23 protein-coding genes are annotated in these 24,504 nt (G+C 73.6%); 8 read left to right on the forward strand and 15 right to left on the reverse strand.

Annotated features, from left to right (window positions below; all coding sequences use genetic code 11):
• Positions 1 to 126 precede the first annotated feature (126 nt).
• A complete protein-coding gene (locus IR170_RS01000) occupies positions 127 to 1,860 on the forward strand; it encodes a BCCT family transporter (RefSeq protein WP_193660880.1) in 1,734 nt (577 codons plus the stop codon).
• A gap of 48 nt (positions 1,861 to 1,908) precedes the next feature.
• Here the strand turns inward: IR170_RS01000 and IR170_RS01005 are convergent, their stop codons facing one another.
• Both IR170_RS01005 and IR170_RS01010 read right to left on the reverse strand, forming a co-directional pair.
• On the reverse strand, positions 1,909 to 3,345 hold the full coding sequence (locus IR170_RS01005; protein ID WP_056864393.1) for a GuaB1 family IMP dehydrogenase-related protein: 1,437 nt from the start codon (positions 3,343 to 3,345) through the stop codon (positions 1,909 to 1,911).
• Positions 3,346 to 3,405: 60 nt separating this feature from the next.
• On the reverse strand, positions 3,406 to 3,765 hold the full coding sequence (locus tag IR170_RS01010; protein ID WP_056864392.1) for an ankyrin repeat domain-containing protein: 360 nt from the start codon (positions 3,763 to 3,765) through the stop codon (positions 3,406 to 3,408).
• Positions 3,766 to 3,847: 82 nt separating this feature from the next.
• Here IR170_RS01010 and galK point away from each other — a divergent pair, with 82 nt between their 5' ends.
• Positions 3,848 to 5,026, forward strand: a complete 1,179-nt coding sequence (gene galK, locus IR170_RS01015) for a galactokinase (protein ID WP_193660881.1) — start codon at positions 3,848 to 3,850, stop codon at positions 5,024 to 5,026.
• A gap of 82 nt (positions 5,027 to 5,108) precedes the next feature.
• Here the strand turns inward: galK and IR170_RS01020 are convergent, their stop codons facing one another.
• The gene (locus IR170_RS01020) at positions 5,109 to 6,443 is read right to left on the reverse strand and encodes a DUF2252 domain-containing protein (RefSeq protein ID WP_193660882.1); all 1,335 of its coding nucleotides are present in this window, start codon (positions 6,441 to 6,443) and stop codon (positions 5,109 to 5,111) included.
• Positions 6,444 to 6,548: 105 nt separating this feature from the next.
• Here IR170_RS01020 and IR170_RS01025 point away from each other — a divergent pair, with 105 nt between their 5' ends.
• Positions 6,549 to 7,682 (forward strand): hypothetical protein, encoded by a 1,134-nt coding sequence (locus IR170_RS01025; RefSeq protein ID WP_193660883.1) that lies wholly within the window; start codon positions 6,549 to 6,551, stop codon positions 7,680 to 7,682.
• 107 nt (positions 7,683 to 7,789) lie between these two features.
• Here the strand turns inward: IR170_RS01025 and IR170_RS01030 are convergent, their stop codons facing one another.
• Positions 7,790 to 9,001 carry an acyl-CoA dehydrogenase family protein gene (locus IR170_RS01030; protein WP_193660884.1) on the reverse strand — a complete coding sequence of 404 codons (1,212 nt, stop codon included), beginning with the start codon at positions 8,999 to 9,001 and terminating at the stop codon, positions 7,790 to 7,792.
• A complete protein-coding gene (locus IR170_RS01035; protein WP_082502891.1) occupies positions 9,001 to 10,365 on the reverse strand; it encodes an acyl-CoA dehydrogenase family protein in 1,365 nt (454 codons plus the stop codon). The genes IR170_RS01030 and IR170_RS01035 overlap by 1 nt, the downstream gene beginning before the upstream one ends.
• 106 nt (positions 10,366 to 10,471) lie before the next feature.
• Between IR170_RS01035 and def the strand changes: the two genes are divergently transcribed.
• A complete protein-coding gene (gene def / locus IR170_RS01040; protein WP_193660885.1) occupies positions 10,472 to 11,071 on the forward strand; it encodes a peptide deformylase in 600 nt (199 codons plus the stop codon).
• Positions 11,072 to 11,117: 46 nt separating this feature from the next.
• Here def and IR170_RS01045 read toward each other — a convergent pair whose 3' ends face one another.
• Both IR170_RS01045 and cobA read right to left on the reverse strand, forming a co-directional pair.
• Complete coding sequence (locus IR170_RS01045; protein ID WP_193660886.1) at positions 11,118 to 11,924, reverse strand: TrmH family RNA methyltransferase; 807 nt, start codon at positions 11,922 to 11,924, stop codon at positions 11,118 to 11,120.
• Complete coding sequence (gene cobA / locus IR170_RS01050; RefSeq protein WP_319804845.1) at positions 11,924 to 13,216, reverse strand: uroporphyrinogen-III C-methyltransferase; 1,293 nt, start codon at positions 13,214 to 13,216, stop codon at positions 11,924 to 11,926. Before cobA ends, IR170_RS01045 begins: the two co-directional genes overlap by 1 nt.
• 122 nt (positions 13,217 to 13,338) lie before the next feature.
• Between cobA and IR170_RS01055 the strand changes: the two genes are divergently transcribed.
• On the forward strand, positions 13,339 to 13,866 hold the full coding sequence (locus IR170_RS01055) for a YbhB/YbcL family Raf kinase inhibitor-like protein (RefSeq protein ID WP_056864385.1): 528 nt from the start codon (positions 13,339 to 13,341) through the stop codon (positions 13,864 to 13,866).
• An 89-nt stretch (positions 13,867 to 13,955) separates the two neighbouring features.
• On the opposite strand, the gene IR170_RS01060 is transcribed toward IR170_RS01055, so the two are convergent.
• A complete protein-coding gene (locus IR170_RS01060; RefSeq protein ID WP_193660888.1) occupies positions 13,956 to 14,594 on the reverse strand; it encodes an FMN reductase in 639 nt (212 codons plus the stop codon).
• A complete protein-coding gene (locus IR170_RS01065) occupies positions 14,591 to 15,733 on the reverse strand; it encodes an LLM class flavin-dependent oxidoreductase (protein ID WP_193660889.1) in 1,143 nt (380 codons plus the stop codon). The genes IR170_RS01060 and IR170_RS01065 overlap by 4 nt, the downstream gene beginning before the upstream one ends.
• 100 nt (positions 15,734 to 15,833) lie before the next feature.
• Between IR170_RS01065 and IR170_RS01070 the strand changes: the two genes are divergently transcribed.
• Positions 15,834 to 16,484, forward strand: a complete 651-nt coding sequence (locus IR170_RS01070) for a hypothetical protein (protein WP_227488382.1) — start codon at positions 15,834 to 15,836, stop codon at positions 16,482 to 16,484.
• Positions 16,485 to 16,488: 4 nt separating this feature from the next.
• Here the strand turns inward: IR170_RS01070 and IR170_RS01075 are convergent, their stop codons facing one another.
• Positions 16,489 to 17,343 (reverse strand): Fpg/Nei family DNA glycosylase, encoded by an 855-nt coding sequence (locus IR170_RS01075; protein WP_193660890.1) that lies wholly within the window; start codon positions 17,341 to 17,343, stop codon positions 16,489 to 16,491.
• Between the two features lie 60 nt (positions 17,344 to 17,403).
• Positions 17,404 to 18,468, reverse strand: a complete 1,065-nt coding sequence (locus IR170_RS20150; protein WP_193660891.1) for a PP2C family protein-serine/threonine phosphatase — start codon at positions 18,466 to 18,468, stop codon at positions 17,404 to 17,406.
• Positions 18,469 to 18,633: 165 nt separating this feature from the next.
• Here IR170_RS20150 and IR170_RS01085 point away from each other — a divergent pair, with 165 nt between their 5' ends.
• Positions 18,634 to 20,160, forward strand: coding sequence for a catalase (locus IR170_RS01085; protein ID WP_056864379.1), 1,527 nt, complete (start codon positions 18,634 to 18,636; stop codon positions 20,158 to 20,160).
• A gap of 127 nt (positions 20,161 to 20,287) precedes the next feature.
• Positions 20,288 to 21,121 carry a glycerophosphodiester phosphodiesterase gene (locus IR170_RS01090; RefSeq protein ID WP_193660892.1) on the forward strand — a complete coding sequence of 278 codons (834 nt, stop codon included), beginning with the start codon at positions 20,288 to 20,290 and terminating at the stop codon, positions 21,119 to 21,121.
• Between the two features lie 31 nt (positions 21,122 to 21,152).
• Here the strand turns inward: IR170_RS01090 and IR170_RS01095 are convergent, their stop codons facing one another.
• From IR170_RS01095 to IR170_RS01110, 4 genes are all read right to left on the reverse strand, one after another.
• Positions 21,153 to 21,917, reverse strand: coding sequence for a sulfite exporter TauE/SafE family protein (locus tag IR170_RS01095; RefSeq protein ID WP_056904018.1), 765 nt, complete (start codon positions 21,915 to 21,917; stop codon positions 21,153 to 21,155).
• Positions 21,914 to 23,089 (reverse strand): SPFH domain-containing protein, encoded by a 1,176-nt coding sequence (locus IR170_RS01100; RefSeq protein ID WP_193660893.1) that lies wholly within the window; start codon positions 23,087 to 23,089, stop codon positions 21,914 to 21,916. Before IR170_RS01100 ends, IR170_RS01095 begins: the two co-directional genes overlap by 4 nt.
• Before the next feature lie 86 nt (positions 23,090 to 23,175).
• Complete coding sequence (locus tag IR170_RS01105; RefSeq protein ID WP_056864375.1) at positions 23,176 to 23,637, reverse strand: NfeD family protein; 462 nt, start codon at positions 23,635 to 23,637, stop codon at positions 23,176 to 23,178.
• Between the two features lie 35 nt (positions 23,638 to 23,672).
• Positions 23,673 to 24,470: an ABC transporter ATP-binding protein gene (locus IR170_RS01110; RefSeq protein ID WP_056864374.1), complete on the reverse strand. Its 798-nt coding sequence runs from the start codon at positions 24,468 to 24,470 to the stop codon at positions 23,673 to 23,675.
• Between the last annotated feature and the right edge of the window lie 34 nt (positions 24,471 to 24,504).

Here is a 24,504-nt window from a genome sequence, read left to right on the forward strand (position 1 = left end):
GGAGGCGGCGTCCCCGCGCCGAGACCCGTGACGACACAGCAAGAGCGACCGAAGTCCACGCCGACACCAGCGGAGACCGAGCGCGCCCCGCGCGCCCGCGACGCGTTCGAGTCCCCCACGGGGGCCGTGATCCCGCAGCACATCGAGACCCACCCCGCCCTCGACCGCCCGGTCGAGGAGGGGCGTCCGGCCCGCCCCGGCCTGGACAAGGCCGTCTTCGGCGTCACGGCCGCGTTGGCCGTCGCGTTCCTGGTCTGGGGCTTCGTCAGCACCGACTCCCTGGCCTCGGCCTCCAGCGACGCGCTGACCTGGGTGATGACCAACACCGGCTGGCTGTTCGTGCTGACCACGAGCTCCTTCGTGGTGTTCGTGCTGTGGCTGGCCCTGGGCAAGTACGGCCGGATCCCCCTGGGCCGTGACGACGACGAGCCCGAGTTCCGGACCATCTCGTGGATCGCGATGATGTTCAGCGCCGGCATGGGCATCGGCCTGATGTTCTACGGCGTCAGCGAGCCGCTCACCTTCTTCACCACCCCTCCCCCGGGCACCGGCGAGGCGGGCAACCCCGAGGCCGCCCAGACGGCGCTGGCCACCACGATGTTCCACTGGACCCTGCACCCGTGGGCCATCTACGCCGTCGTCGGTCTCTCCATCGCCTATGGCGTCTACCGCAAGGGCCGCGTGCAGCTGGTCTCCGCCGCCTTCGAGCCGCTGCTGGGCCGTCACGCCCGCGGCAAGGGCGGCAAGGTCATCGACATGCTGGCGATCTTCGCCACGCTCTTCGGCTCCGCCGCCTCGCTCGGCCTGGGCGCGATCCAGATCCGCAGCGGGCTCGAGATCGTCGCCGGCATCGGTCCGGTCGGCAACGGCGTGCTGGTGGGCATCATCGCGGTGCTCACCGTGGCCTTCGTGCTCTCGGCCGTCTCGGGCGTGGCCAAGGGCATCCAGTGGCTCTCCAACATCAACATGGTGCTCGCCGTGGCGCTGGCGCTCTTCGTCTTCGTCGTCGGCCCGACCGTGTTCATCCTCAACCTGGTGCCGACCTCGATCGGCAGCTACGTCGGCGACCTGCCGATGATGGCCGCCCGCACCGGCGCCGAGGGGGCCGAGACGCAGGAGTGGCTGCAGTCCTGGACCGTCTTCTACTGGGCGTGGTGGGTGTCCTGGACCCCCTTCGTCGGCATGTTCCTGGCCCGCATCTCGCGCGGTCGCACCATCCGCCAGTTCGTCACCGGGGTGCTGCTGGTGCCGAGCGCGGTGAGCCTGCTGTGGTTCTGCGTCTTCGGCGGCACGGCCATCGACCTGCAGGACAGCGGCATCGACGTCTTCGGCGACGGTGCGGCCGAGTCGCAGCTCTTCTCCACCCTCGACCAGTTCCCCCTGGCCACGGTGGCCAGCGTCGTCGTGATGGTGCTGGTGGCGATCTTCTTCGTCTCCGGCGCCGACGCCGCCTCGATCGTCATGGGCACCCTCTCGGAGGGCGGCACGACCGAGCCGCGCCGACCCACGGTGGTCTTCTGGGGCGTGGCCACCGGTGCCGTCGCCGCGGTGATGCTGCTGGTGGGCGGCGACGACGCCCTCACCGGGCTGCAGACCATCACGATCGTGGCGGCGCTGCCCTTCGTCGTCGTCATGATCGGCCTGGCGGTCTCGCTGGTGAAGGACCTCTCGACCGACCCGCTGGTGGTCCGCCGCCAGTACGCCGTCGAGGCGGTCGAGAGCGCCGTGGTCGCCGGCGTGACCGAGCACGGCGACGACTTCGTGCTCTCCACCGAGAAGGACCCCGACGCGGCGCCCGACCCGGCGCCCCGCACGGCGTCCGGGATGGTGGCCGACCCGGCGCGCACCCCGGGCGCCTGACGAGCGGCACCCGCAGCACGACGAGCGCGCGTCAGGGGCGCCCGCAGGTCACCAGCTGGTGGCCAGCGGGCGCCCCTCGGCGTATCCCGAGGCCGACTGCACGCCGATGACCGCGCGCTCGCGCAGCTCGGCCAGCGACGCGGCACCGGCGTAGGTGCACGCCGAGCGCACGCCCGAGCAGATCTGGTCGATGAGGTCCTCCACCCCCGGACGGGCCGGGTCGAGGTACATCCGCGAGGACGAGATGCCCTCCTCGTAGAGCCCCTTGCGGGCGCGGTCGAAGGCCGACTCGGTCGAGGTGCGGTGGGCCACGGCGCGCGCCGAGGCCATGCCGAAGGAGACCTTGTAGGCCCGGCCGTCGGAGTCGGTCACCAGGTCGCCCGGCGACTCGTGGGTGCCGGCGAACCAGGAGCCGATCATCACGCTGGAGGCACCGGCCGCCAGCGCCAGCGCCACGTCGCGCGGGTGCCGCACGCCGCCGTCGGCCCACACCCGCGCGCCGAGGTCGCGCGCGGCCGCCGAGCAGTCGAGCACGGCGCTCAGCTGCGGGCGCCCCACCCCCGTCATCATCCGGGTGGTGCACATGGCGCCGGGACCCACACCGACCTTGACGACGTCGGCGCCGGCCTCGACCAGCGCCCGGGTGCCCTCGGCCGACACCACGTTGCCGGCCACCACCGGCACCTGCGGCGAGAGCGCCCGCACGGCGCGCAGCGCGTCGACCATGCGGTCCTGGTGGCCGTGGGCGGTGTCGACGACGAGGCAGTCCACGCCCGCGGCCAGCAGGTCGGCGGCCTTGCCGGCCACGTCGCCGTTGACGCCGACGGCCGCGGCGATCCGCAGACCGCCGGTCGCGTCCACGGCCGGGGTGTAGACGGTGGCGCGCAGCGCGCCGGTGCGGGTGAGCACCCCGGCGAGGGTGCCGTCGGGGTGCACCGCGACGGCCACGGCCGCGCGGGCCCGGTCGATGGCGTCGAAGGCCGCACGCGGGTCACTGCCCGCGGCGATGGTCACCGGCTCGGTGTTCATCACGTCGCCCACCTGGGCGAAGCGGTCGACGTCGGTGCAGTCGGCCTCCGACACGACCCCCACGGGACGCCCGTCCTCGACCACGACGGCGGCGCGGTGTGCGCGCTTGGGGATCAGCGACAGCGCCTCGGCCACCGTCTGGTGGCGCCCCAGCACGATGGGGGTGTCGAGCACGTGGTGGCGCTCCTTGACGTAGCGCACCACGTCGGCCACCACCGGGATCGGGATGTCCTGGGGCACGACCACGAGACCGCCGCGACGTGCCACGGTCTCGGCCATCCGCTTGCCGGCGATGGCGGTCATGTTGGCGACCACCAGCGGCAGCGTGGCGCCGGTGCCGTCATCGGTGGCGAGGTCGACGTCGTAGCGGCTGGCCACCGCCGAGGAGCGGGGCACCATGAAGACGTCGTCGTAGGTCAGGTCGTACGGCGGAGCCGCGTCGGAGAGGAAGCGCACGGGGCGCGATGCTACGCGCCGGTGCCGACGCCGGGCCGGGGCCGGGCGCGTCGCGGGCCCCTAGCCGAGGTCGCGGCCGAACATCTCGGCCGTGGCGCGGGCGGTGGGGCTCCCCGCGTCCAGGTCGGCCCCGAGGGCGAGCAGGGCCGCGACCACGTCGTCCTCGCCCTTGAACACCGCCCCGGCGAGGGGGGACTGGCCCCGGTCGTTGAGCCGGTCCACGTCGGCGCCCCGAGCGGCCAGGGCCGAGGTCGTGGCCGCGTGGCCGTGGTAGGCGGCGAGCATGAGCAGGGTGTTGCCCGCGGCGTCGGTGAGGTCGACCGGCACACCCGCCTCGACGTAGGCCAGCAGGCGCTCGGTGTGCCCCTCGCGGGCAAGGTCGAACATCTGGTGGGCCAGGTCGATCAGCTGCTCGTCCATCGAGCCAGTATGTCGCGGGGCCCCGAGGACCGGGCCGGCGAGGGGTCACCGGACATGTTTGCGCTCCCATAGGCTGACGCTCATGTCGTTCCTGGACCCCGGCGCCCCCGAGGCGCTCACCACGACCCTCACGGCCGCGTTCGCCGCACGCTTCGGCGCGGAGCCGACGGTGGTCGCCCGCGCGCCCGGCCGGGTCAACCTCATCGGCGAGCACACCGACTACAACGCCGGACTCGTGCTCCCGGTGGCCCTGCCCCACGCCACCTACGCCGCGGTGCGGCCCCGCGACGACGACCGGCTGCGGGTGGGCAGCCTGCAGGCCGAGGGGCTGTGGGAGGGCCGCCTGGCCGACCTGGGTCCCGACCTCGACGCCGGCTGGGCCGGCTACGCCGTGGGGGTGGTCTGGGCGCTGGGCCGCGAGGGCCTCGACGTCACGGGCCTCGACGTCCTCGTCGACTCCACCGTGCCCCTCGGCGCCGGGCTGTCGAGCTCGGCGGCCCTGGAGTGCGCGGTGGGGGCAGCGGCGCTGGCGCTGCTCGGGGTGGACCTCGACCCCGAGGGCCGACGCCGTCTGGTCGCCGCGGCCATCAGCGCCGAGACCGAGGTCGTCGGCGCCCCGACCGGGGGCATGGACCAGACCGTCTCGGTCCACGCCGCCGCGGGCACGGCGCTGCTCGTCGACTTCGCCGACGGCTCGACCCGCGACGTCGCCCTCCCCCTGGCCGCGGCCGACCTCGTGCTGCTGGTCACCGACACGCGGGTCAGCCACGCGCTCGTCGACGGCGGGTACGCCTCGCGCCGCGCCGACTGCGAGGAGGCCGCGCGCCGCCTCGGCGTGCCCACGCTGCGCGAGGCCACCGCGCAGGCCGTGGAGCTCCTCGACGACGAGCGGCTGCGCCGGCGCGCGCGCCACGTCGTCACCGAGATCGCGCGGGTCACCGAGGTGGTCGGTGCCCTCGCCGCGGGCGACTGGGGTCAGGTCGGCCGCTGCTTCCTGGCCTCCCACGTCTCGATGCGCGACGACTTCGAGATCTCCTGCCCCGAGCTCGACGCCGCGGTCGAGACCGCTGTGCAGGCCGGCGCACTGGCCGCGCGCATGACCGGCGGCGGCTTCGGAGGCTCGAGCGTGGCCGTGGTGCCCGCCGACCGTGTCGAGGCCGTCGCCCGCGCGATCGACGCCCGCTTCGTGGCCGACGGCTTCCGGGAGCCGGCCCACCTGGTGGCCACGCCGTCCACCGGCTCCGCGATCGTCGCGCGCTGAGCGACCCCGGCCCCGACGCCGGCGTCGGCGTCGGCGTCGGCGTCGGCGTCGGGCCTGATGTAGGGGCTGACGTCGCGGCGGATCAGGTCGAGGAGACGCCGATCCGGCCCTCGCGGAAGGCCCGCACGAAGAGCTCGTGGTCGTCGCGCACCTGGTCGGCGTAGGACAGCCCGAAGTCGGTGACCCAGGAGGTGAACTCGCGGCGGCGGCCCTCGAGGCTGGCCGCGATCGCCTCCTCGACCTGGAAGTCCACGAGGTCCTGGTCGCTGTCCTCGTCGGAGGCGCAGTGGATCTTGGCCGTCGCGCGCCCGAGCAGGTCGACGACGTGCGCGATGTCGTCGGGCTCGGTGAGGTCGCGCCAGTCGAGGTCGACCTCGTAGGGCGAGACCTCGGCGACGACGTAGCCGGTGCCGTCGACCTCGGTGAACCCCAGCAGCGGGTCGGTGTGCACCTGCAGCGCGCGCTGGCTGACCACGGTGCGGTGGCCCTCGTGCTGGAAGTAGGACTCGACCGCGCTGGTGTCGACGAAGCGGCTGATCGCGGGCACGTTGGCCTGCTTCATCGACAGGATCACGTCGTTGTCGAGGGCCTGGCTGGCGCCCTCGATGAGCAGGTTGTAGGCGGGCAGACCGGCGCTGCCGATGCCGAAGCCCGACTTGCCGACGACGTCGCGCAGGTCGTAGAAGAGCGCCCGGTCGGATCGGCGGTCCTCGGGGATCGACTCGAGGTAGAGCGCGTAGGCCCGCTCCACCGTGCGGCGCTCGGCCTGCCCGAGGCGGCGCACGGAGCGGTCGTCGAGGAAGACCCTGCTGCCCTCGGAGCGGTGGGTGTTGGCGTCGAGGAGCTCGGCGCGACGCTGCTGGCGCGCGTCGACCAGCGCGGCGTGGATCGGGCCCTCGGTGTTGTCGAGGTGCAGGGCGAAGTCGTCCTCGTCGCTGCGGCGGTACTCGTCGACCTGGGCGAGGTAGGCCCGCAGGTAGCGACCGATCAGGCGCCGCACGTCGTCCTCGGGCAGCGCCTTCTGCCAGCCGACCAGGGCGAGGGACGCCGCGAAGCGCTGCAGGTCCCACACGAAGCGCCCGAGGTAGGCCTCGTCGAAGTCGTTGACGTCGAAGACCAGGCGACCGTCGGAGTTGAGGTAGGTGCCGAAGTTCTCCACGTGCAGGTCGCCGTGGACCCAGATCCGGCCGCTGCGCTCGTCGCTGAAGGGGTCGCCCCCGTGCTCGCCGTCGCCGGTCACGTCGGCGTAGAACAGGCACGCCGTGCCGCGGTAGAAGGCGTGCGGGTCGGAGGCCATCTTGCGGTACTTCCCGCGGAACGCGGTCGGGTCGGCCTTCATGAGCGGCGCGAAGGCGTCGCCCAGGGTCGAGACGATCAGGTCGGTACGGCGCTCTGCGCCGGCGTCGGTCGGAGCCATGGGTGCAGTCTGCCCGTCGGGCGGGCGCCCCCGGGGTGAGGCGAGGGTGGTCGGATCGCGGTATACCGGACGGTAACCGCACGACCGACACCACAGGAGGCTCACGTGGCCCGCAAGAAGCTCGGCAAGATCAAGGACCTCACCGGCGAGGTGACGAGCGCGGCCGCGGGTGCGGCGGCCGGCGCCGCCGGCGGCGTGAAGGATGCCGTGAAGGGAGTGGCCAAGCTGCCGCTCGACGTGGCCGGCAAGGCTGCCGGGACCGTCACGTCATTGGTGCCCGGACGCAAGGGCGCGGCCGGCACTGCGCCGGCCCCCACCGAGGCGGCGGTCCCCGCGTCGACCTCGGTGCCCACCGGGCCCGCCCCGACCCCCGCGGCCTCGGGCAAGGTCGCCGGCGACCCGGTCGCGCCGGCCGCGAAGTCCCCCGCCACGAGGACACCGGCGGCGAAGACCTCCACGAAGAAGTCCGCGGCGGGCAAGAGCGCCGCGAAGAAGGCCCCCGCGAAGCCGACAGCCTCGACGAAGACCGCCGTGCCCGACCCGGCCGCCCCGGCGAAGAAGGCCTCCGCCAAGAAGACCCCCACCGCGAAGGCGGCTGCCACGACGTCCGACGCTCCGGCGGCCCCGACCACCAAGGCCCCGGCGAAGAAGGCCCCGGCGACCAAGGCCTCGGCGAAGAGGGCCCCGGCCACGAAGGCCACGAAGACTGCCGCCTCGTCGGCTCCCGAGACGTCCATCGATGCCGCAGCCGACCCGGAGCACGTCGACGCGACCCCGGCCGACGTCGCCAGGACCGCCTCCATGGGAGCCGCCGACGCCACGGCCGGTTCGTCGAGCGACGGCCCGGGCGACAAGCTGCCGGCACGCGCGGCCGCGTCGGAGGACTCCCCCGCGACCACGACTGCCGCGACGAAGGCCCCGGCGAAGAAGACCCCGGCAACGAAGAAGACCTCTGCCACCAAGACCACGGGCACGAAGACCGCGGGCACGAAGTCTGCGGCGACCAAGGCCGCCGCCACGAAGGCGCCGACGGCGAAGAAGACGGCGACGGCGAAGACGGCCGCGGCGAAGTCGCCGTCGACCGCCACGAAGTCGGCGGCCACGCCGGCCTCCGCCGACGCCGCCGCCGGCGCGGTGCCGAGCCCTGCGGTGGTCGCGGAGGCCATCGACCACGCGCCGCCGAAGACCGCCGACGCGCCGGTCACCGACGAGGGCTCCTCCGGGTCGTCCGCCTCCTGAGCCAGCACGGCCCGTGACGCACGGAGGCCGCGCACCGTCGGTCCCCCCTCGACCGGTGCGCGGCCTCCGCCGTGTCCCCGCGCCGCCGTGGCGGCGCGGGCACGGGCTCACTTCAGCTCGGCGCTGCTCAGCCCCAGGACCCGGCGGGCCACGATGAGCTGCTGGATCTGCTGCGTGCCCTCGAAGATGTCGAGGATCTTGGAGTCGCGCGACCACTTCTCGAGCAGCTCGGCCTCGCTGTAGCCGATGGACCCGGCCAGCTCGACACAGCTCAGCGTGATGTCGGAGCCCACCCGGCCCGCCTTGGCCTTGGCCATCGACGCCTCCAGGCTGTTGGGCTCGCGGTTGTCGGCCATCCAGGCCGCCTGGAGGGTGAGCAGGCGCGCGCCCTCCCAGTCGGCCTCCATCTGGAGGAACTTCGCCGCGGCGGCCGACTGGGTGACGGCGGGGCGGTCGTAGTCGATGACGACGCCGGCCTGCTCGAGCAGGTCGCGCGTCAGGTCGAGCGACGCCTTGGCGCAGCCGATCGCCATCGCCGCGACGAGCGGGCGGGTGTTGTCGAAGGTCGCCATGGCGCCCGCGAAGCCCTGCTTGACGTCGACCTCCGAAGAGCCCAGGAGGTTCTCCTTCGGCACCCGGCAGTTCTCGAAGATGATCGTCGCGGTGTCGGAGGCGCGGATCCCGAGCTTGTGCTCGAGCCGGTCGACGCGCATGCCCGGGGTGCCCTTGGGCACCACGAAGGACTTGATCGCGGCCCGGCCCAGGTCGCGGTCGAGGGTCGCCCAGACCACGATGTGGTCGGCGCGGCCACCGGCGGTGACGTAGATCTTCTCGCCGTTCAGGACGTACTCGTCGCCGTCGAGGACGGCGGTCGTCTTGATGTTGGCCGAGTCGGAGCCGGTGCCGGGCTCGGTGATGGCCATGCCGGCCCAGACGCCGTCGAAACGCTCGAGCTGCTCGTCGTCGGCGACGCTGGCGATGGCGGAGTTGCCGAGACCCTGGCGGGGCATCGACAGCAGCAGTCCCACGTCGCCCCAGCACATCTCCTGGATCGACATGACCGAGGCCAGGTTGGTGCCGTTCTTGACGCCGGCCTTCTCCTCCTTCTCGTCGCGGCGCACGCCCGAGGCCCCGGCGCCGGAGCTCGCGCCCGACTCCGAGAGGCCGTCGATCATCGCCGCGAGCATGTCGAGCTCCTGGGGGTACTCGTGCTCGGCGCGGTCGTACTTGCGCGAGATGGGTCGCAGCATGTTCATGGCGACCTGGTGGGCCTGGCTGGCCAGCGGGCGCAGCTTCTTGGGGTCGTCGAGGTTGATCATCAGACCAGCACGCTTCCTTCCATGACGCCGACCGCGCGGAGGTCGCGGTACCAGCGCTCGACGGGGTGTTCCTTGACGAAGCCGTGACCACCGAGCAGCTGCACGCCGTCGAGGCCGATCTGCATGCCCCGGTCGCTGCACGAGCGGCGGGCCAGCGCGACCTCGCGGGTGAAGTCCTTGCCCGCGGCGGCGCGGGCGGCGGCCTTGTAGGTGAGCAGGCGCATGGCCTGGAGCTCGATCGCGATGTTGGCGACCATGAAGGCCACCGACTGGCGGTGGGCGATCGGCTCGCCGAAGGCCTCGCGCTCCTTGACGTAGGGCGTGACGTAGTCGAGCACGGCCTGGCCGGTGCCCACGGCGAGGGCGCACCAGGCGAGGCGGGACAGACGCACGCACTCGGTGTAGGTGGTGCCGTCGGCGGAGCCCAGCAGGGCGCCGGCCGGCACGGAGACCCCGGACAGGCTCAGCCGGGTGAGGGAGGCGGCGCGCACGCCCATGGAGGGGTCGGCCTCGACGGCGAGGCCGTCGGCCGAGGACTCCACGAGGAAGAGGGCCGGCTTGCCCTCCAGCGACGCGCCCACCACGAAGAGCTCGGCCTCGGCGCCCCGCACCACGGCGCTCTTGACGCCGTCGAGCACGAAGCCCTCGCCGCTGCGGCGCGCCGTCGTGCTCGGCGAGAGCACGTCGAAGAGCACGGCGGGCTCGGTCAGGGCCAGGGCTGCGGCCGGCACCTCGTCGCCGGCGAAGGCGGGCAGGTAGGTCTGCTGCTGCTCCTCGCTGCCCCACAGACCGAGCGCGGTCGCGACGGCTCCAGGGGCGAGCGCGGCCACGGCCAGGCCCATGTCGCCCTTCGCGAGCGCCTCGGCCACGAGAGTGCCGGCCATGGCCGAGCGCTCCTCGGAGATGCCGCCCAGCGACTCGGGCACGCCGAGGATCGGCAGGCCGATCTCCAGGCTGGCCTTCAGCACCGGCTCGGGGGCCGCGCAGGCGTCGTCGGCCTCGGTGGCGGCCGGGCGCAGCACCTCCGCGGCGTACTCCGAGACGACGTCGACGAGCATCTGCTCGTCCTCGGTCGGGGTGAGGTCGAAGACGCCCTTCGGCGCGGCCGCCGGCACGCGCACGCCCGGCGTCGCACGGGAGCCGGCCCGGGCGAAGGTGCGACTGGCCGCGGTGGCGGTCTTGAAGCCGTTGCGGGTGGCGGTGAAGACCGCCTGCTCGGCGGGCCGGCGCAGACCGATGCGGTCGATCAGGTCGCTCTGCGCCAGCTTGTTGAGGGCGGCCACGGCGAGGCCGATGGGGTCGCGCGACTCCTGGGAGGAGACGCCGTGCTTCCCCCCGGGTCGCAAGCTCTTGGTCAGGTCCATGGACCAAATGTAACTGCCAGTTACACCCAGCGCTACACCTCGTCCCATGCGACCGGTCACAACGCGGTTTCCGCTCCCCCGGGCCCTCGCTCCTAGGATCGAGGCCATGTCCGAGCAGACCGCCCCGCCCGAGCACGCACCCTTCGGCCCCCTGCCCGCCGGAGGCACCGTCCGGCCCGTCACGCGCTGGGGCACACCGGTCATGCACCGCCCCCAGCAGGCCGTCACGTCCTTCGACGAGGACCTGCGCGCGCTCGTGGCCGACATGGTCGCCACGATGTACGCCGCGGACGGCGTGGGCCTGGCCGCCTGCCAGATCGGCGAGGACGTGGCGGTCTTCGTCTTCGACTGCCCCGACGCCCGGGGCGAGCGCACCGTCGGCGTGGTGTGCAACCCCGAGGTGACGCTGCCCGAGGGGCGCGAGCGCCAGCTCGACGACTCCGACGAGGGCTGCCTCTCCTTCCCCGGCGCCTTCGTCGAGTGCGCCCGCCCCGACCTCGCCACCGTCACCGGCCAGGGCCTCGACGGCCAGCCCGTGACCTTCACCGGCGACGGCCTGCTCGCGCGCTGCCTGCAGCACGAGACCGACCACACCCGGGGCACCGTCTTCGGCGACCGGCTGCCCACCAAGGTGCGCAAGCGGCTCCAGAAGGAGCACGACCGGGCGGTCGAGGACTACCCCCTCGACTGGCCCGCCGGGTCCTGACGGCCCTCTCCCACCCAGGCCGTCGGGTCCGGCCGCACGGGCCAGGTCACGAGCGGCGCGCCGTGACGTAGCAGGCCACGGCCGTGGCCGCGGCGACGTTGAGGGAGTCGATCCCGGCGGCCATGGGGATGACCGCGCGACGGTCGGCCGCGCGCTCCCACCGCGGCGAGAGCCCGTGGCCCTCGGAGCCGAGCACCAGCGCCACCTTGTCGAGCCCGGCGACCGCCTGCTCCACCTCCGTGGCGTCGTCGGCGAGCGTGAGGGCCACGGTGGTGAAGCCGAGCTCGGAGAGGCTCGGCAGCGCCGTGGCCCAGTCGTCGACCCGCGTCCAGGGCAGGGTGAAGACCGCACCCATGCCGACCTTGATCGACCGGCGGTAGAGCGGGTCGGCGCAGCGCGGGGCCAGCAGCACCGCGTCGAAGCCGAGCGCGGCGCCGCAGCGGAAGATCGCGCCGACGTTGGTGTGGTCGACGAGGTCCTCCAGTACCAGGACCGAGCGCGCGCCGGCCACCACCGACTCGACGCTGGGCAGCGGACGCCGCTCGAGGGACGCCAGAGCGCCACGGTGCACGTGGAATCCCGTGACCTGCTCGGCGAGGGCCTCCGACAGCACGTAGCAGGGCGCGTCGGTCGTCGCGAGGACGTCGCCGAGACCCTCGAGCCACCGCGGCGCCATGAGGAAGGAGCGCGGCTCGAAGCCGGCCTCCACCGAGCGCCGCACCACCTTCTCGCCCTCGGCGAGGAAGAGGCCGTGCTCGGCCTCGAGCGCCTTGCGCAGCTCGACGTCGCGCAGGTCGCGGTAGTCGGCCAGCCGCGGGTCGGCCGGGTCCTCGATCTCGACCAGCGTGGCCATCAGACCAGGCCGTCGCCGCGCGGCGGCACCGTGTGGGCGTCGGGCCGGTCGAGCACGAGGGGCACGTCGGGGTAGGCCTCGGGGTGCGCCACGGCCACGACCGGGCCGATGACGATGATCGCGGGCGGCTTGACCTCCTGCGCGGCCAGGTCGGCGGCCAGGGTCCCCAGGCGGCTCAGCACGGTGCGCTCCCCCGGCATCGTGCCGTCGCACACGACGGCGACCGGCGTGCGGGGGTCGCGGCCGCCGTCGACCATGGCGGCGGCGATCGCGCCGGCGTTCTGCACGGCCATGAGCGCGACGACCGTGCCGTGCAGGCGGGCCAGGGCCTTCCAGTCGGTGAGCGACTCGGGGTGCTCGGGCGGCAGGTGGCCGGAGACCACGGTGAACTCGTGGGCGACCCCGCGGTGGGTCACCGGGATGCCCGCGACGGCCGGCACCGCGATGGAGCTGCTGAGACCCGGGATGACCCGCACGGGCACGCCGGCCTCGCGGCAGGCGATGACCTCCTCGTAGCCGCGGCCGAAGACGAAGTTGTCGCCGCCCTTGAAGCGGGCGACCCGCTGCCCGGCGAGGGCCCGCTCCACGATGACCCGGTTGATCTCCTCCTGCGCCGCCGCGCGGCCGCGCGGCAGCTTGGTGACGTCGATGAGCTCCACGTCGGGCGGCAGGTCGCCGAGCAGCTCGCGGGGGGCGAGCCGGTCGGCCACCACCACGTCGGCCTCCATCAGCGCCTTGCGCCCGGCCACCGAGACCAGGTCGGGGTCCCCCGGCCCGCCGCCGACCAGGACGACGCCCGGGGTGCGCTCGCCGCGCTCGTGCACCGCGCCGAGGGTGCCGGCCTGGAGCGCCTCGACGATCTCGTCGCGCACCAGCGCCGAGCGGCGGGGCTGGCGCTGCCCCAGCACCGCCACGGTCACGCCGTCGTGGCGACCGACCGCCGGCGTCCAGGCCGTGGCCTGCATGGCGTCGTCGGCGCGCACGCAGAAGACCCGGCGGGCCTCCGCCGCGGCGGAGACCCGCTCGTTGACGGCCTGGTCGTCGGTGGCGGCCACGGCGTACCAGGTGTCGTCGAGGTCGGCGTCGTCGAAGCCCCGGGCGTGCCAGGTGACCTCTCCTCCGCCGACGAGCCCCTCGATCGCGGGGGTGACGTCGGGTGAGACGACCACGACCCGGGCGCCGACGGCGATGAGCAGCGGGATGCGTCGCTGGGCGACGTGCCCGCCCCCCACGACGACGACGCGCCGATCGTGCAGGCGCAGGCCGGAGAGGTAGGTCGGGAAGTCGTCCACCCGCCCATTGTCGCCGCTCCCCCCTCCGGGCTGGTGACCTGGGTTCGGGGGCCGGACTAGGTTGAACATCGAACGACTCCTGTGGAACAGCCGCAGGTGCGCCTACTGATGGGAGACGACGCATGTCCCTGGACCGACCGGTGAGCCCGGACCCCTACGAGCTGCTGCCGAAGGTGCCGTCCTTCACGGTGACCAGCGACGACGTGACGCAGGGCGCCCCGCTGAAGGACGACCAGGTGGCCTCCGCCGGGGACTCCTCGCCGCACCTGTCGTGGGAGCAGGGGCCCGAGGGCACCAAGAGCTACACCGTCACCTGCTTCGACCCCGACGCCCCGACCCCGTCGGGCTTCTGGCACTGGGTGCTCGTCGACCTCCCCGCCGACTGCACCGAGCTGCCCGCCGGGATCGGTCGCGAGGGCGCGGAGCTGCCCGGCTCGGCCTTCATGTGCCGCAACGACGCCGGCACCAAGGCCTTCACCGGCGCCGCCCCGCCGCAGGGCGACCAGGTGCACCGCTACTACTTCGTGGTGCACGCGGTGACCGAGGAGAGCCTCGGCGTCGACTCCGACGCCAGCGCGACCGTGGTCTCGTTCAACCTCGCGTTCAAGACCGCCGGGCGGGCCATCGTGCAGGGCACCTACCAGCACTGAGCCCCCGCGTCCGCACCGCACGGCCCCGCGGCCCCGCCGCGGGGCCGTGCTGCGTCTCCAGGGCCGGCGGGTCGCCCACGGGCGGCAGGTCAGCCGCCGGGCAGCTGGCCGGCGGCACGCAGCCGCTCGGCGAACGGCACCGGGTCGACCAGCTCGTCGCGGCGCTGGGGCACGGCTCGGAGCCCGCGCCGGGGCGAGACCAGGCCCGCGAGCTGCCCTGCCGCGCGCTCCACGCGCTCCTGCAGGCCCGGCGACCCGAAGTCCTCGCTCGCGGCGAAGACCCCCGTCGGCACGACCACGGCGCGCAGGTAGCCGAAGAGCGGGCGCAGCGCGTGGTCGAGCACCAGCGAGTGACGCGGTGTGCCGGCCGTGGCCGCCACGAGCACCGGGGTGCCCTCCAGCAGGTCGGGCTCGAGCACGTCGAAGAAGGTCTTGAAGAGCCCTGAGTACGACGCCGCGAAGACCGGCGTGACGACGATCAGGGCGTCGGCACCGCCGACGGCGTCGATCGCCGCGCCGAGCTCGTCGCCGGCGAACCCGGTGAGCAGGCGGTCGGCCAGCGCGTGGGCCAGCGGCCGCAGCTCGACGACCGTCACCTCCACCGGCCCCTCGCCCCCCTGCCCGAGCGCCTCGACGGTGGCCCCTGCGAGCCGGTCGGCCAGGAGCCGGGTCGACGACGGCACGGACAGGCCGGCGCTGACGACCACGAGGCGCGTCGCCCGGCTCACGCCGACACCTCCTCGCGGGCCGCCTCGCCCGCGGGCGAGGCGGCCGCCACCCGCGCGGCGTGGGTGGGCGCGTCGGGCACGCCCGGGGCCCGCATCGCGGCGTAGCCGGCCCGCAGGTCGGGCAGGATCTCACCGAGCAGGTCGAGCTGCTCGAGCACGACGTCGAGCGGCAGACCGGCGTGGTCGAGCAGGAAGAGCTGGCGCTGGTAGTCGCCGACGTACTCCCGGAAGCCCAGGGTGCGCTCCAGCACCTGCTGCGGCGACCCGACGGTGAGGGGCGTCTGCGCGGCGAAGTCCTCCAGCGAGGGGCCGTGCCCGTAGACCGGGGCGTTGTCGAAGTACGGCCGGAACCGTCGCACCGCGTCCTGGCTGCGTCGGGCCATGAAGGCCTGGCCGCCGAGGCCCACGATCGCCTGGTCGGCGCGGCCGTGGCCGTAGTGCTCGAAGCGTCGGCGGTAGAGCGAGACCATCTGGCGGGTGTGTGAGGCGGGCCAGAAGATGTGGTTGGAGAAGAACCCGTCGCCGTAGTAGGCCGCCTGCTCGGCGATCTCGGGGCTGCGGATCGAGCCGTGCCACACGAAGGGCGCCACGCCGTCGAGCGGACGGGGCGTGGCGGTGAAGCCCTGCAGCGGGGTGCGGTGGCGGCCCTGCCAGTCGACGACGTCCTCGCGCCACAGACGGTGCAGGAGCGCGTAGTTCTCCACCGCGAGCTCGATGCCGTCGCGCACGTCCTTGCCGAACCACGGGTAGACCGGGCCGGTGTTGCCGCGCCCGAGCATGAGGTCCATGCGTCCGTCGGTGAGGTGCTGCAGCGTCGCGTAGTCCTCGGCGATGCGCACCGGGTCGGTCGTCGTGATCAGCGTCGTCGACGTCGACAGCAGGATCCGCTCGGTCTGGGCGGCGATGTAGGCCATGGTGGTCGTCGGCGAGGAGGCCACGAAGGGCGGGTTGTGGTGCTGGCCCACGGCCACGACGTCGAGCCCGACCTCCTCGGCCTTGCGCGCGATCCGCACCTGGGCCTTGATCCGCTCGTGCTCGGTGGGGGTCCGGCCCGTGGTGGGGTCGGTGGTGACGTCGCCGACGCTGAAGAGGCCGATCTGGACCTGGGGCTGGACCTGGGGCTGGACCTGGGACTGCATGGCGGGGACTCCTGACCTGCTGGTGCCGCGAGATAGTTGAAATGCGTACTGAGTATCCCAACCCATGCGCCCGGCGCGCTATTCCGGCCAGGATGCCGTCATGCCAGCCGCCCCGACGCCCACCACGACACCCACCACGACACCGGTCCCCGGCCCCGGCCACCGCCTCCACCGTCTGCTGCCGGTGCTCGTGCTGCTGCTCACGGTGGGGCAGCTGGCCGTGGCCCAGTGGGTGCCCGGGATCGAGCGCTTCGAGGGCAAGGCCTTCGGTGCACGGCTGCTGGCCTACCCCGTGCTGATGCTGGTGGTGCCGGCCGTCTGGTGGCTCGCCTCCCGCCGCCGCCCCGCCGCCGACCGGGCGCCTGCGCCGTACGCCGCGACGACGCTGGTGATGCTGCCCTTCCTGGTCGACGTCACCGGCAACAGCCTCGACCTCTACGACGCCGTCGTGTGGTGGGACGACGCCAACCACCTCGTCAACTGGGCCCTGCTGTGCGGCGGCCTGGGCCTCCTGGTCGCATCCACGCTGCCGCGGGGCTGGCAGGTCGTGCTCGTGGTCACCGGGATCGGGGCGGTGCTGGCGATCGCGTGGGAGGCCGGGGAGTGGCTCACGTTCATCCGCCACGGCACCGAGGTGGAGACGGCCTACGAGGACACCCTCGGCGACGAGGTGCTCGGCACGCTGGGCGCGCTCGCGGCGGGTGTGGCGCTGGCCCTCACCCGCAGGCGCGCCCGGAGCCAGGGATGGTGACCGGCTAGTCCTGCTCCTGCGGGCACCACCAGGTGGTGCGACCACCCACGGTGGCGCGCTGCATCTCCGCACCGCACCGCGGGCAGTGGCCGCCGGCGTGGCGGTGCGCGACGACCTCCCCGGTGTGGACCCCGCCGAGCCGCAGCGCTCGTCGTACGCCGGAGCGCAGCGCCGCGTGCAGCTCGGTGAGTTCGTCGTGGTCGAGCTCGCGGGCCGGGCGGCGGGGGTCGAGGCGGGCCTGCCACAGCACCTCGTCGGCGAGCAGGTTGCCGATGCCCGCGAGCGTCCCCTGGTCGAGCAGCCGTGCCTTCAGCGGGGCCGTGCCGCGGCCCACGAGACGGCGGAAGTCGGCGACGCCGACCTCACCGGCGTCGGGGCCCAGCGCGTCGAGGTCGGGGTCGAGGCGCACGCGACCGAGGCGGCGCTTGTCGAAGAGGCGCAGCGAGCCGCCGTCGTCGAACCCCAGGGTGAAGCGGTACCACTCGGGCTTCTGCGGCCCCCGGTCGCCCGGACGCTCGGGGCCGGAGCCGACGTAGTCACCACCGGTGTCGGCCTCACGCTGGCCGGCCTCGTCGCCGCGGGCGGGCGAGACGAGGATGCGTCCGGCCATGCCCAGGTGGATGCCCAGGAGCGGACCGGGGGTGCGTGAGCGGCCCGCCCCGGAGGTCTCGCACCACATCGCCTTGCCCCGGCGACGGGCCGCGGTCAGCCGGCGACCGACCAGGGCCGAGGCGATCTCGCCCGGGGCGTGCGGGCGGCACTCGTAGGAGTCGGTGTCGTCGACGGACACGATGCGCCGCTCCAGCGCCGAGCGCTCGATCACGGCGCGGGCGGACTCGACCTCGGGCAGCTCGGGCATGGGTCGAGTCTGGGTGCCCGGCCTGCGCCGCGGCCCACCCCTCGGGCCCGAGCCCGGTGGTCAGGAGCGGTCGAGGAGCAGCACGGCGCGGTCGTCGTCGCCGCGCTCCACCTGGCGCAGGATGCGCCGCGCCGCGCCCTCGAAGCCCGGGGCCACCGCCGAGGCCGCCGCGCGACGCAGCCAGGCGATGCCCTCGTCGAGACCGACGTCGCGCGACTCGACGACGCCGTCGGTGTAGAAGAGCAGGGCATCACCCGGCCCGAGCACGCCCTCGCTGGCCTCCAGGTCGGGCCGGCGCAGGATGCCGAGGGCCATGCCCCGTGCGTTGTCGACCGTCCACTCCCCCTCGCCGGCGGTCCAGCGCAGCGCCGGGGGGTGACCGGCGCTGAGCACGGAGTAGCGGCCCGTGCGCAGGTCGACGTAGACGTGGGCCGCGGTCGCGAAGGTCTCGTCGGACTCCTGTCGCAGCAGGAAGTCGTTGGCCGCGGCGAGCATGGCGCGCGGCGGCAGCGCGCCGATGAGACCGCCGAGGGCTCCGGCGAACTGCAGCGCGGCCGTGCCGGCGGCGACACCCTTGCCGCACACGTCGACCAGGATGAGCTCGAGGTGGTGCTCGTCCTCGCTGAGGTCGGCGACCATGAAGTCGCCGGCGTAGCCGACCCCGTGGGCCGCCACCATGGCCGTCTGGCACCGCCACCCCTCGGGCAACGGCGGCACGGTGCCCTGCGACTGGAGGCGGTCGCGCAGGTCGGAGAGCATCGCCTCGCCCAGCGGGCCCGGCAGGCCGCTGCGCTGGAGGCTCGACTGGTAGAGCACCAGGGTCGAGGCCAGCACCAGGGCGACACAGCCCGAGGTGCGCACCGTGTCGAAGCCTCCGTCGAGCAGCACCGCCGCGACGGCGGCGCTCACCGTCCAGACCGTCAGCACCACCAGCGGGCGGAAGCGCAGCAGCAGCATGCCGAGCAGGACCCACACGAAGTAGGTGCTCAGCGGCACCAGCGTGTAGGCGGTGGAGGAGACCGCGAACGACGCCGCGACGAGCCCCATCAGCACGCCCAGCGCGACGAGCTGGCTGCGCCCGGTGCCCGAGCGCCAGCCGGCGGCGAGGTCGTGGACGTCGGGCACGTGCGCAGCGTAGGTGACGGCGGACCCCGGCCGCAGGAGACCGCGCCCAGCCGACGGGACCGGTCGACCCCACTCATGAGGGTGACTTCCTTGACTCGTTCCACATCCGCGACACGATGGGAGGACGCCTCGCGCGATCCGACCACCCCACGGGAGATGACACGCATGACCGAGACACTCGGCTCGATCCACGGCAACACCAGCGGATCCACCACCGGCACCGGCGCGCCCGCGCCGAGCGACCGCAACAGCCTGACACTCGGTCCCGACGGGCCGATCCTCCTCCACGACCACCACTTCGTGGAGCAGATGGCCCACTTCAACCGCGAGCGCGTGCCGGAGCGCAACGTGCACGCCAAGGGCTCGGGTGCCTTCGGCACCTTCGAGGTCACCGCCGACGTGACCCAGTGGACCAAGGCCGCGATGTTCAAGCCCGGCACCTCGACCGACATGCTCGCGCGCTTCTCCACCGTCGCCGGCGAGATGGGCTCGCCCGACACCTGGCGCGACCCCCGTGGCTTCTCGCTGAAGTTCTACACCTCCGAGGGCAACTGGGACCTGGTCGGCAACAACACCCCGGTCTTCTTCATCCGCGACACGATGAAGTTCCCCCACTTCATCCGCAGCCAGAAGCGCCGCGGCGCCAACGGCCTGCGCGACAACGACATGCAGTGGGACTTCTGGACCCTCAACCCCGAGTCGGCCCACCAGGTCACCTGGCTCATGGGCGACCGCGGCGTGCCGCGCTCGTGGCGCCACATGCAGGGCTACGGCAGCCACACCTACCTCTGGTACAACGAGGCCGGCGAGAAGTTCTGGGTGAAGTTCCACTTCAAGTCCGACCAGGGCGTGGAGTGCCTGACCCAGGAGGACGCCAACCGGATCGCCGGTGAGGACGCCGACTTCCACCGCCGTGACCTCTTCGACTCCATCGACGCCGGCGAGTTCCCGTCGTGGACCCTGCACGTGCAGGTGATGCCCTACGACGAGGCGAAGACCTACCGCTTCAACCCCTTCGACCTCACCAAGGTGTGGCCGCACAGCGACTACCCGCTGCACGAGGTGGGCCGCATGACGCTGAACAAGAACCCGGAGAACCACTTCGCGCAGATCGAGCAGGCCGCCTTCGAGCCGTCGGCCATCGTGCCCGGCATCGGCTTCTCCCCCGACAAGATGCTGCTCGGCCGGGTCTTCGCCTACGCCGACACCCACCGCTACCGCATCGGGCCCAACTACCAGCAGCTGCCGGTGAACCGCCACCGCGTCGAGGGCGCCTACACCTACCAGTTCGACGGCCCGATGGCCTACGACCACACGGGCGACCGCTCCAAGTACGCCCCCAACACCTACGACGACCCCTACTCCGACCTCACCGGCCCGGCCGAGGACGGGTGGGAGGCCGACGGCGAGTTCGTGCGCCAGGCCTACACGCTGCGGGCCGAGGACGACGACTTCGGCCAGGCCGGCGCCCTCGTGCGCGAGGTCTGGGACGACGCCGCGCGCGAGCGCTTCGTCGGCAACGTCGCGGGCCACCTGCTCGGCGGGGTCAGCGAGCCCATCCTCGAGCGGGCCTTCGAGTACTGGAAGGCCGTCGACGCCGACACCGGCAAGCGCATCGAGGAGGCCGTGCGCGCCGAGCGCGGCGCCAACGACGTGGCGCCCCACCCGACGGAGCCGCTCCAGACGGTCTGACCCACCCCGAGGTCCCAGTCCCGAGGTCGCAGCCCCGCGGGGCACGTGACCCACGACGCGACGACCCGCCCGGTCCGCCGGGCGGGTCGTCGCGCGTCCACCCGCCGGGGGATGTCAGGCTTGCCCGGTGAGGACCCGTGAGCCCGTGCTGGTCAGCGCCCACCGCTGCGGCGCCGGCGGGGACCGGGAGCTGGAGAACACCCGGCCCGCCCTCGAGCAGGCGCTGGCCCTCGACGTGGACTTCGTGGAGTTCGACGTGCAGCGCTGCGCCGACGGCACCCTCGTGCTCTTCCACGACGACTGGCTGTGGGTGGAGGGCCGCCGGCGCTGGGTCGGGGAGCTGACCTTCGAGGAGTTCGCGGCCCGGGCGCCGCACTTCCTGCGCTACGACGAGGTGCTCACCTCGCTGGTCGGGCGGGCCCGGGCCCACATCGACCTCAAGTTCACCTCGCCCTCGGCGGCCTACGGCCACCCCGCCGCGACCTACGAGGTGGCCGCCACCCGGATGGCCGTCGAGGTGCTGGGCGCCGAGAACCTCATCGTCACCACCCTCGACGACAAGGCCGTGCGCGCGGTGCGCGACTGGGCCGACGACACCGGCCACGACCTGCTGGTCGGTCTCTCGCTGGGCCGGCGCGTCGCGGGCCTGCCGTGGGCCCGGCAGGTGCGCATCCGGCTCTCCGAGCTGCGTCCGCGCACACGCTACGTGCGCTCGCGGGCCAACCTCGTGGTCGCCAAGCACACCATCGCCCGGTGCGGCGTCGCCGCCTTCGCCCGGCGCCGCGGCCTGCCGCTGCTGGTGTGGACCGTCGACACCGAGGAGTCGCTGCACTACTGGATGCGGCCCGGTCGCGCCTGGCTGGTGACCAGCAACGACCCGGCGCTGGCGATGGAGGTGCGCTCGGCGTACCCCCGGCGCCGGGCGGCCCGCACCCGCGCCGGTCAGCGCCCCGCGTCCTGACCGCCCGCCCCTCCCCGTACGCCGGGGACGCTCAGCCGAGCAGCAGGGCGACGAGGGCGACGACGCCCACGACGGCGATGACGCCGCGCAGCGCCCACGGGGGCAGCCGGCGCCCGACCCGCGCGCCGAGCTGTCCGCCGATGGTCGAGCCCACGGCGAGCACGGCCACGATGCGCCAGTCGACGTCGGCGGCGACCACGAAGACCAGCCCGGCCACGGCGTTCACGATGGCTGCGAGCACGTTCTTGAGCGCGTTGAGCCGCTGCACGTCGTCGTCGACGCCGAGGCCGAGCACGCCCATGAGCAGCACGCCCTGGGCGGCGCCGAAGTAGCCGCCGTAGACGCCGGTGCCGAGCACGGCGGGCCACACCCAGCGGGCGCGCGCCGGCCGCTCGGTGCCGGCGCGCTCGTGCCGGGCCGCGACCCGGCGGGACAGGACGGGCTGCACGACGACCAGCACCACGCCGAGGGCGATCAGCACCGGCACGATGGCCGAGAACGCGTCCTCGGGCAGCAGCAGGAGCGCCACCGCGCCCGCGGCACCGCCCAGCAGGGAGGCGAGCCCCAGCCGCAGCGCCCGGGCCCGCTGGCCGCGCAGCTCGCGGCGGTAGCCGATGGCCCCGGAGATCGAGCCGGGCACCAGGCCGATGTTGTTGGAGACGTTGGCCGTCACGGGCGGCACGCCGAAGGCGAGCAGGGTCGGGAAGGTCACCAGGGTGCCGGAGCCGACGACGGTGTTGATGGTGCCGGCCGCGACCCCCGCCAGGAGGATCGCGGCCAGCTCGAAGGGCGTCACGACAGCGGAGGTGCCTCCGGCGCGGCCGGGGTCTCGGTCGGGACGTCGGCGGGGTTGCCGGACGGCTGTCCGGGAGGCTGAGCGGTGGGCTCGTCGGTGGGCTGCGCCGCGCGCCTGCCGGTCTGCGCGGCGGCGTCGGCCTCCGCGATCGCGGCCTGGACCACGGGGTTGCTGCCCGACGCCGTCGACGCCGGGGTCGGCACCTGGGGCTCGCTGGGGCCCATGTCGACGCGCTTGAGCGGGCCGTCGACCTCGGTCGGGATCCCGCGCAGGTCGTTCATGGTCGAGCCGAGGCCCTCGAGGGCCTTGCCGATCTCGCTCGGCACGATCCAGACCTTGTTGGCGTCGCCCTCGGCGATCTTGGGCATCATCTGGAGGTACTGGTAGGCCAGCAGGGACTGGTCGGGCCGCCCGTCGTGGATGGCCTGGAAGACCGTCTGGATGGCCTGGCCCTCGCCCTGGGCACGCAGGATCGCGGCCTCGCGGTCGGCCTGGGCCCGCAGGATCTGCGACTCCCGGTCGCCCTCGGCCGAGAGGATGGCCGACTGCTTCTGACCCTCCGCGGTGAGGATGGAGGCCTGGCGCTGGCCCTCGGCGGTGAGGATCGCGGCACGCTTGTCGCGGTCGGCGCGCATCTGCTTCTCCATCGTGTCCTTGATGGAGGCCGGCGGGTCGATGCTCTTGATCTCGACCCGTCCGACGCGGATGCCCCACTTGCCGGTGGCCTCGTCGAGCACGCCACGCAGCCCGGAGTTGATCGAGTCGCGGCTGGTGAGGGTCTGCTCGAGGTCCATGCCGCCGACGATGTTGCGCAGCGTGGTCTGGGTGATCTGCTCGACGGCCTGGATGTAGTTGGCGATCTCGTAGGTCGCCGCGACCGGGTCGATCACCTGGAAGTAGATGACGGTGTCGATGTCGACGGTGAGGTTGTCCTCGGTGATCACCGACGACGGCGGGAAGCTCACGACCTGCTCGCGCATGTCGATGAGGTAGCGCACCTTGTCGATGAAGGGCACGACGATGTTGAGGCCGGCGGGCAGCGTCTGCTTGTACTTGCCGAAGCGCTCGACGATGCCGGCGCGGGCCTGGGGCACGATGCGCACGGTCTTGGCGAGGATCACGACGACCAGCAGCAGCACGACCACCAGCAGGACGAGGAGTACGGGACCCATGGGGGCTCCTTCGGCTCGGGGCGGGTTGTGCTCGGGTGGGGCGTTGCGGGGAGGGACGTCCGGGGCGTGACGTCCGGGGACGGCGCTCAGCGGTCGAGCTGCGGCACCGGGTGGACGTAGGCCGTGGCGCCGCGGATCTCGAGCACCTCGACGGTGGCGCCGGGCTCGATGACCAGCGTCTCGTCGTAGGGAGCCGCGCTCCACTCGTCGCCGGCCAGCTTGACCCGACCCGGCTGGAGCCCCGAGATGGTCTGCAGCACCAGGCCCTGGGTGCCGACGAGGCGACCGTGGCTCATGCTCAGCTCGGGGCCGCTGTGCAGCTTCTTGACCAGCGGCGGGCGCACCAGCGTGAGCGTGCCGAGCGCGGTGGCGGCGGCGACCAGCACCTGCACGACCACGGGGGCGTCGAGGGCGGCGGCGGCGCCACCGCCGATGGCGCCGACGGCCAGCATGAGCAGCACCAGGTCGAGGCTGAACATCTCGGCCACGCCGAGGAGCGCCGCGACCCCCAGCCAGGCCGCCCACGCGTGCTCGCTCAGCCAGTCCATGGCCCGACCCTATCGGAGGGCTCTTTACCCGGCGCTCATCTGGCCCGGGTGCGCCGCCGGGCGGCCCAGCGACCGTCGTCGCTGGTCGTCACGGTCAGCGGCATGCCGAAGGCCGTGGACAGGTTGTCCTCGGTGAGCACGTGCTCGAGCAGGCCGGCCTCCACGACCCGGCCCTGGCGCAGCAGCAGGGCGTGGGTGAAGCCCGGCGGGATCTCCTCGACGTGGTGGGAGACCAGCACCGTGGCCGGCGAGTCGGGGTCCATGGCGAGCACCGACAGCGTCGACACGAGGTCCTCCCGGCCGCCGAGGTCGAGCCCCGCGGCCGGCTCGTCGAGCAGCAGCAGCTCGGGGTCGGTCATCAGCGAGCGCGCGATCTGGACCCGCTTGCGCTCGCCCTCGCTCAGGGTGCCGAAGGTGCGGTCGGCCAGGTGGGTGGCGCCCAGCTCGGTGAGCAGGTCGGTGGCGCGCTGGTGGTCGAGCTCGTCGTAGGCCTCGCGCCAGCGCCCGAGCACGCCGTAGGAGGCCGAGACCACGACGTCGTGGACGCGCTCCGAGCGCGGGATCCGCTCGGCCAGCGCCGCGCTGGTCAGGCCGATGCGCGGTCGCAGCTCGAAGACGTCGACGGTGCCGAGCACCTCCTCGAGGATCCCCGCGACACCGGTGGTGGGATGCATCTGGGCGGAGGCGACCTGGAGCAGGGTGGTCTTCCCCGCGCCGTTGGGACCGAGCACGACCCAGCGCTCGTCCTCCTCCACCGTCCAGCTCACCGCGTCGAGCAGGGTGGCCTGGCCGCGGGTGACGGTCACGTCGGCGAACTCCAGCACTGCAGCCATGGCGTCACCCTATCCGTGCGCCTCCCCGGCCCCG

Origin of the sequence: Nocardioides kribbensis (assembly GCF_015070375.1) — a bacterium.
Lineage (GTDB): Bacteria > Actinomycetota > Actinomycetes > Propionibacteriales > Nocardioidaceae > Nocardioides > Nocardioides kribbensis.

What these genes read in the sequence shown, in the direction of transcription:
- IR170_RS01010 (WP_056864392.1), bottom strand. Translation starts at nt 3,765, where the DNA reads ATGGACGAGCAGCTGATCGACCTGGCCCACCAGATGTTCGACCTTGCC.
- IR170_RS01105 (WP_056864375.1), bottom strand. Translation starts at nt 23,637, where the DNA reads ATGGACTGGCTGAGCGAGCACGCGTGGGCGGCCTGGCTGGGGGTCGCG.
- IR170_RS01030 (WP_193660884.1), bottom strand. Translation starts at nt 9,001, where the DNA reads ATGATCAACCTCGACGACCCCAAGAAGCTGCGCCCGCTGGCCAGCCAG.
- IR170_RS01065 (WP_193660889.1), bottom strand. Translation starts at nt 15,733, where the DNA reads ATGCAGTCCCAGGTCCAGCCCCAGGTCCAGCCCCAGGTCCAGATCGGC.
- IR170_RS01110 (WP_056864374.1), bottom strand. Translation starts at nt 24,470, where the DNA reads ATGGCTGCAGTGCTGGAGTTCGCCGACGTGACCGTCACCCGCGGCCAG.
- IR170_RS01020 (WP_193660882.1), bottom strand. Translation starts at nt 6,443, where the DNA reads ATGGCTCCGACCGACGCCGGCGCAGAGCGCCGTACCGACCTGATCGTC.
- galK (WP_193660881.1), top strand. Translation starts at nt 3,848, where the DNA reads ATGTCGTTCCTGGACCCCGGCGCCCCCGAGGCGCTCACCACGACCCTC.
- IR170_RS01035 (WP_082502891.1), bottom strand. Translation starts at nt 10,365, where the DNA reads ATGGACCTGACCAAGAGCTTGCGACCCGGGGGGAAGCACGGCGTCTCC.
- IR170_RS01100 (WP_193660893.1), bottom strand. Translation starts at nt 23,089, where the DNA reads ATGGGTCCCGTACTCCTCGTCCTGCTGGTGGTCGTGCTGCTGCTGGTC.
- IR170_RS01070 (WP_227488382.1), top strand. Translation starts at nt 15,834, where the DNA reads ATGCCAGCCGCCCCGACGCCCACCACGACACCCACCACGACACCGGTC.
- IR170_RS01085 (WP_056864379.1), top strand. Translation starts at nt 18,634, where the DNA reads ATGACCGAGACACTCGGCTCGATCCACGGCAACACCAGCGGATCCACC.
- IR170_RS01055 (WP_056864385.1), top strand. Translation starts at nt 13,339, where the DNA reads ATGTCCCTGGACCGACCGGTGAGCCCGGACCCCTACGAGCTGCTGCCG.
- def (WP_193660885.1), top strand. Translation starts at nt 10,472, where the DNA reads ATGTCCGAGCAGACCGCCCCGCCCGAGCACGCACCCTTCGGCCCCCTG.
- IR170_RS01075 (WP_193660890.1), bottom strand. Translation starts at nt 17,343, where the DNA reads ATGCCCGAGCTGCCCGAGGTCGAGTCCGCCCGCGCCGTGATCGAGCGC.
- IR170_RS01045 (WP_193660886.1), bottom strand. Translation starts at nt 11,924, where the DNA reads ATGGCCACGCTGGTCGAGATCGAGGACCCGGCCGACCCGCGGCTGGCC.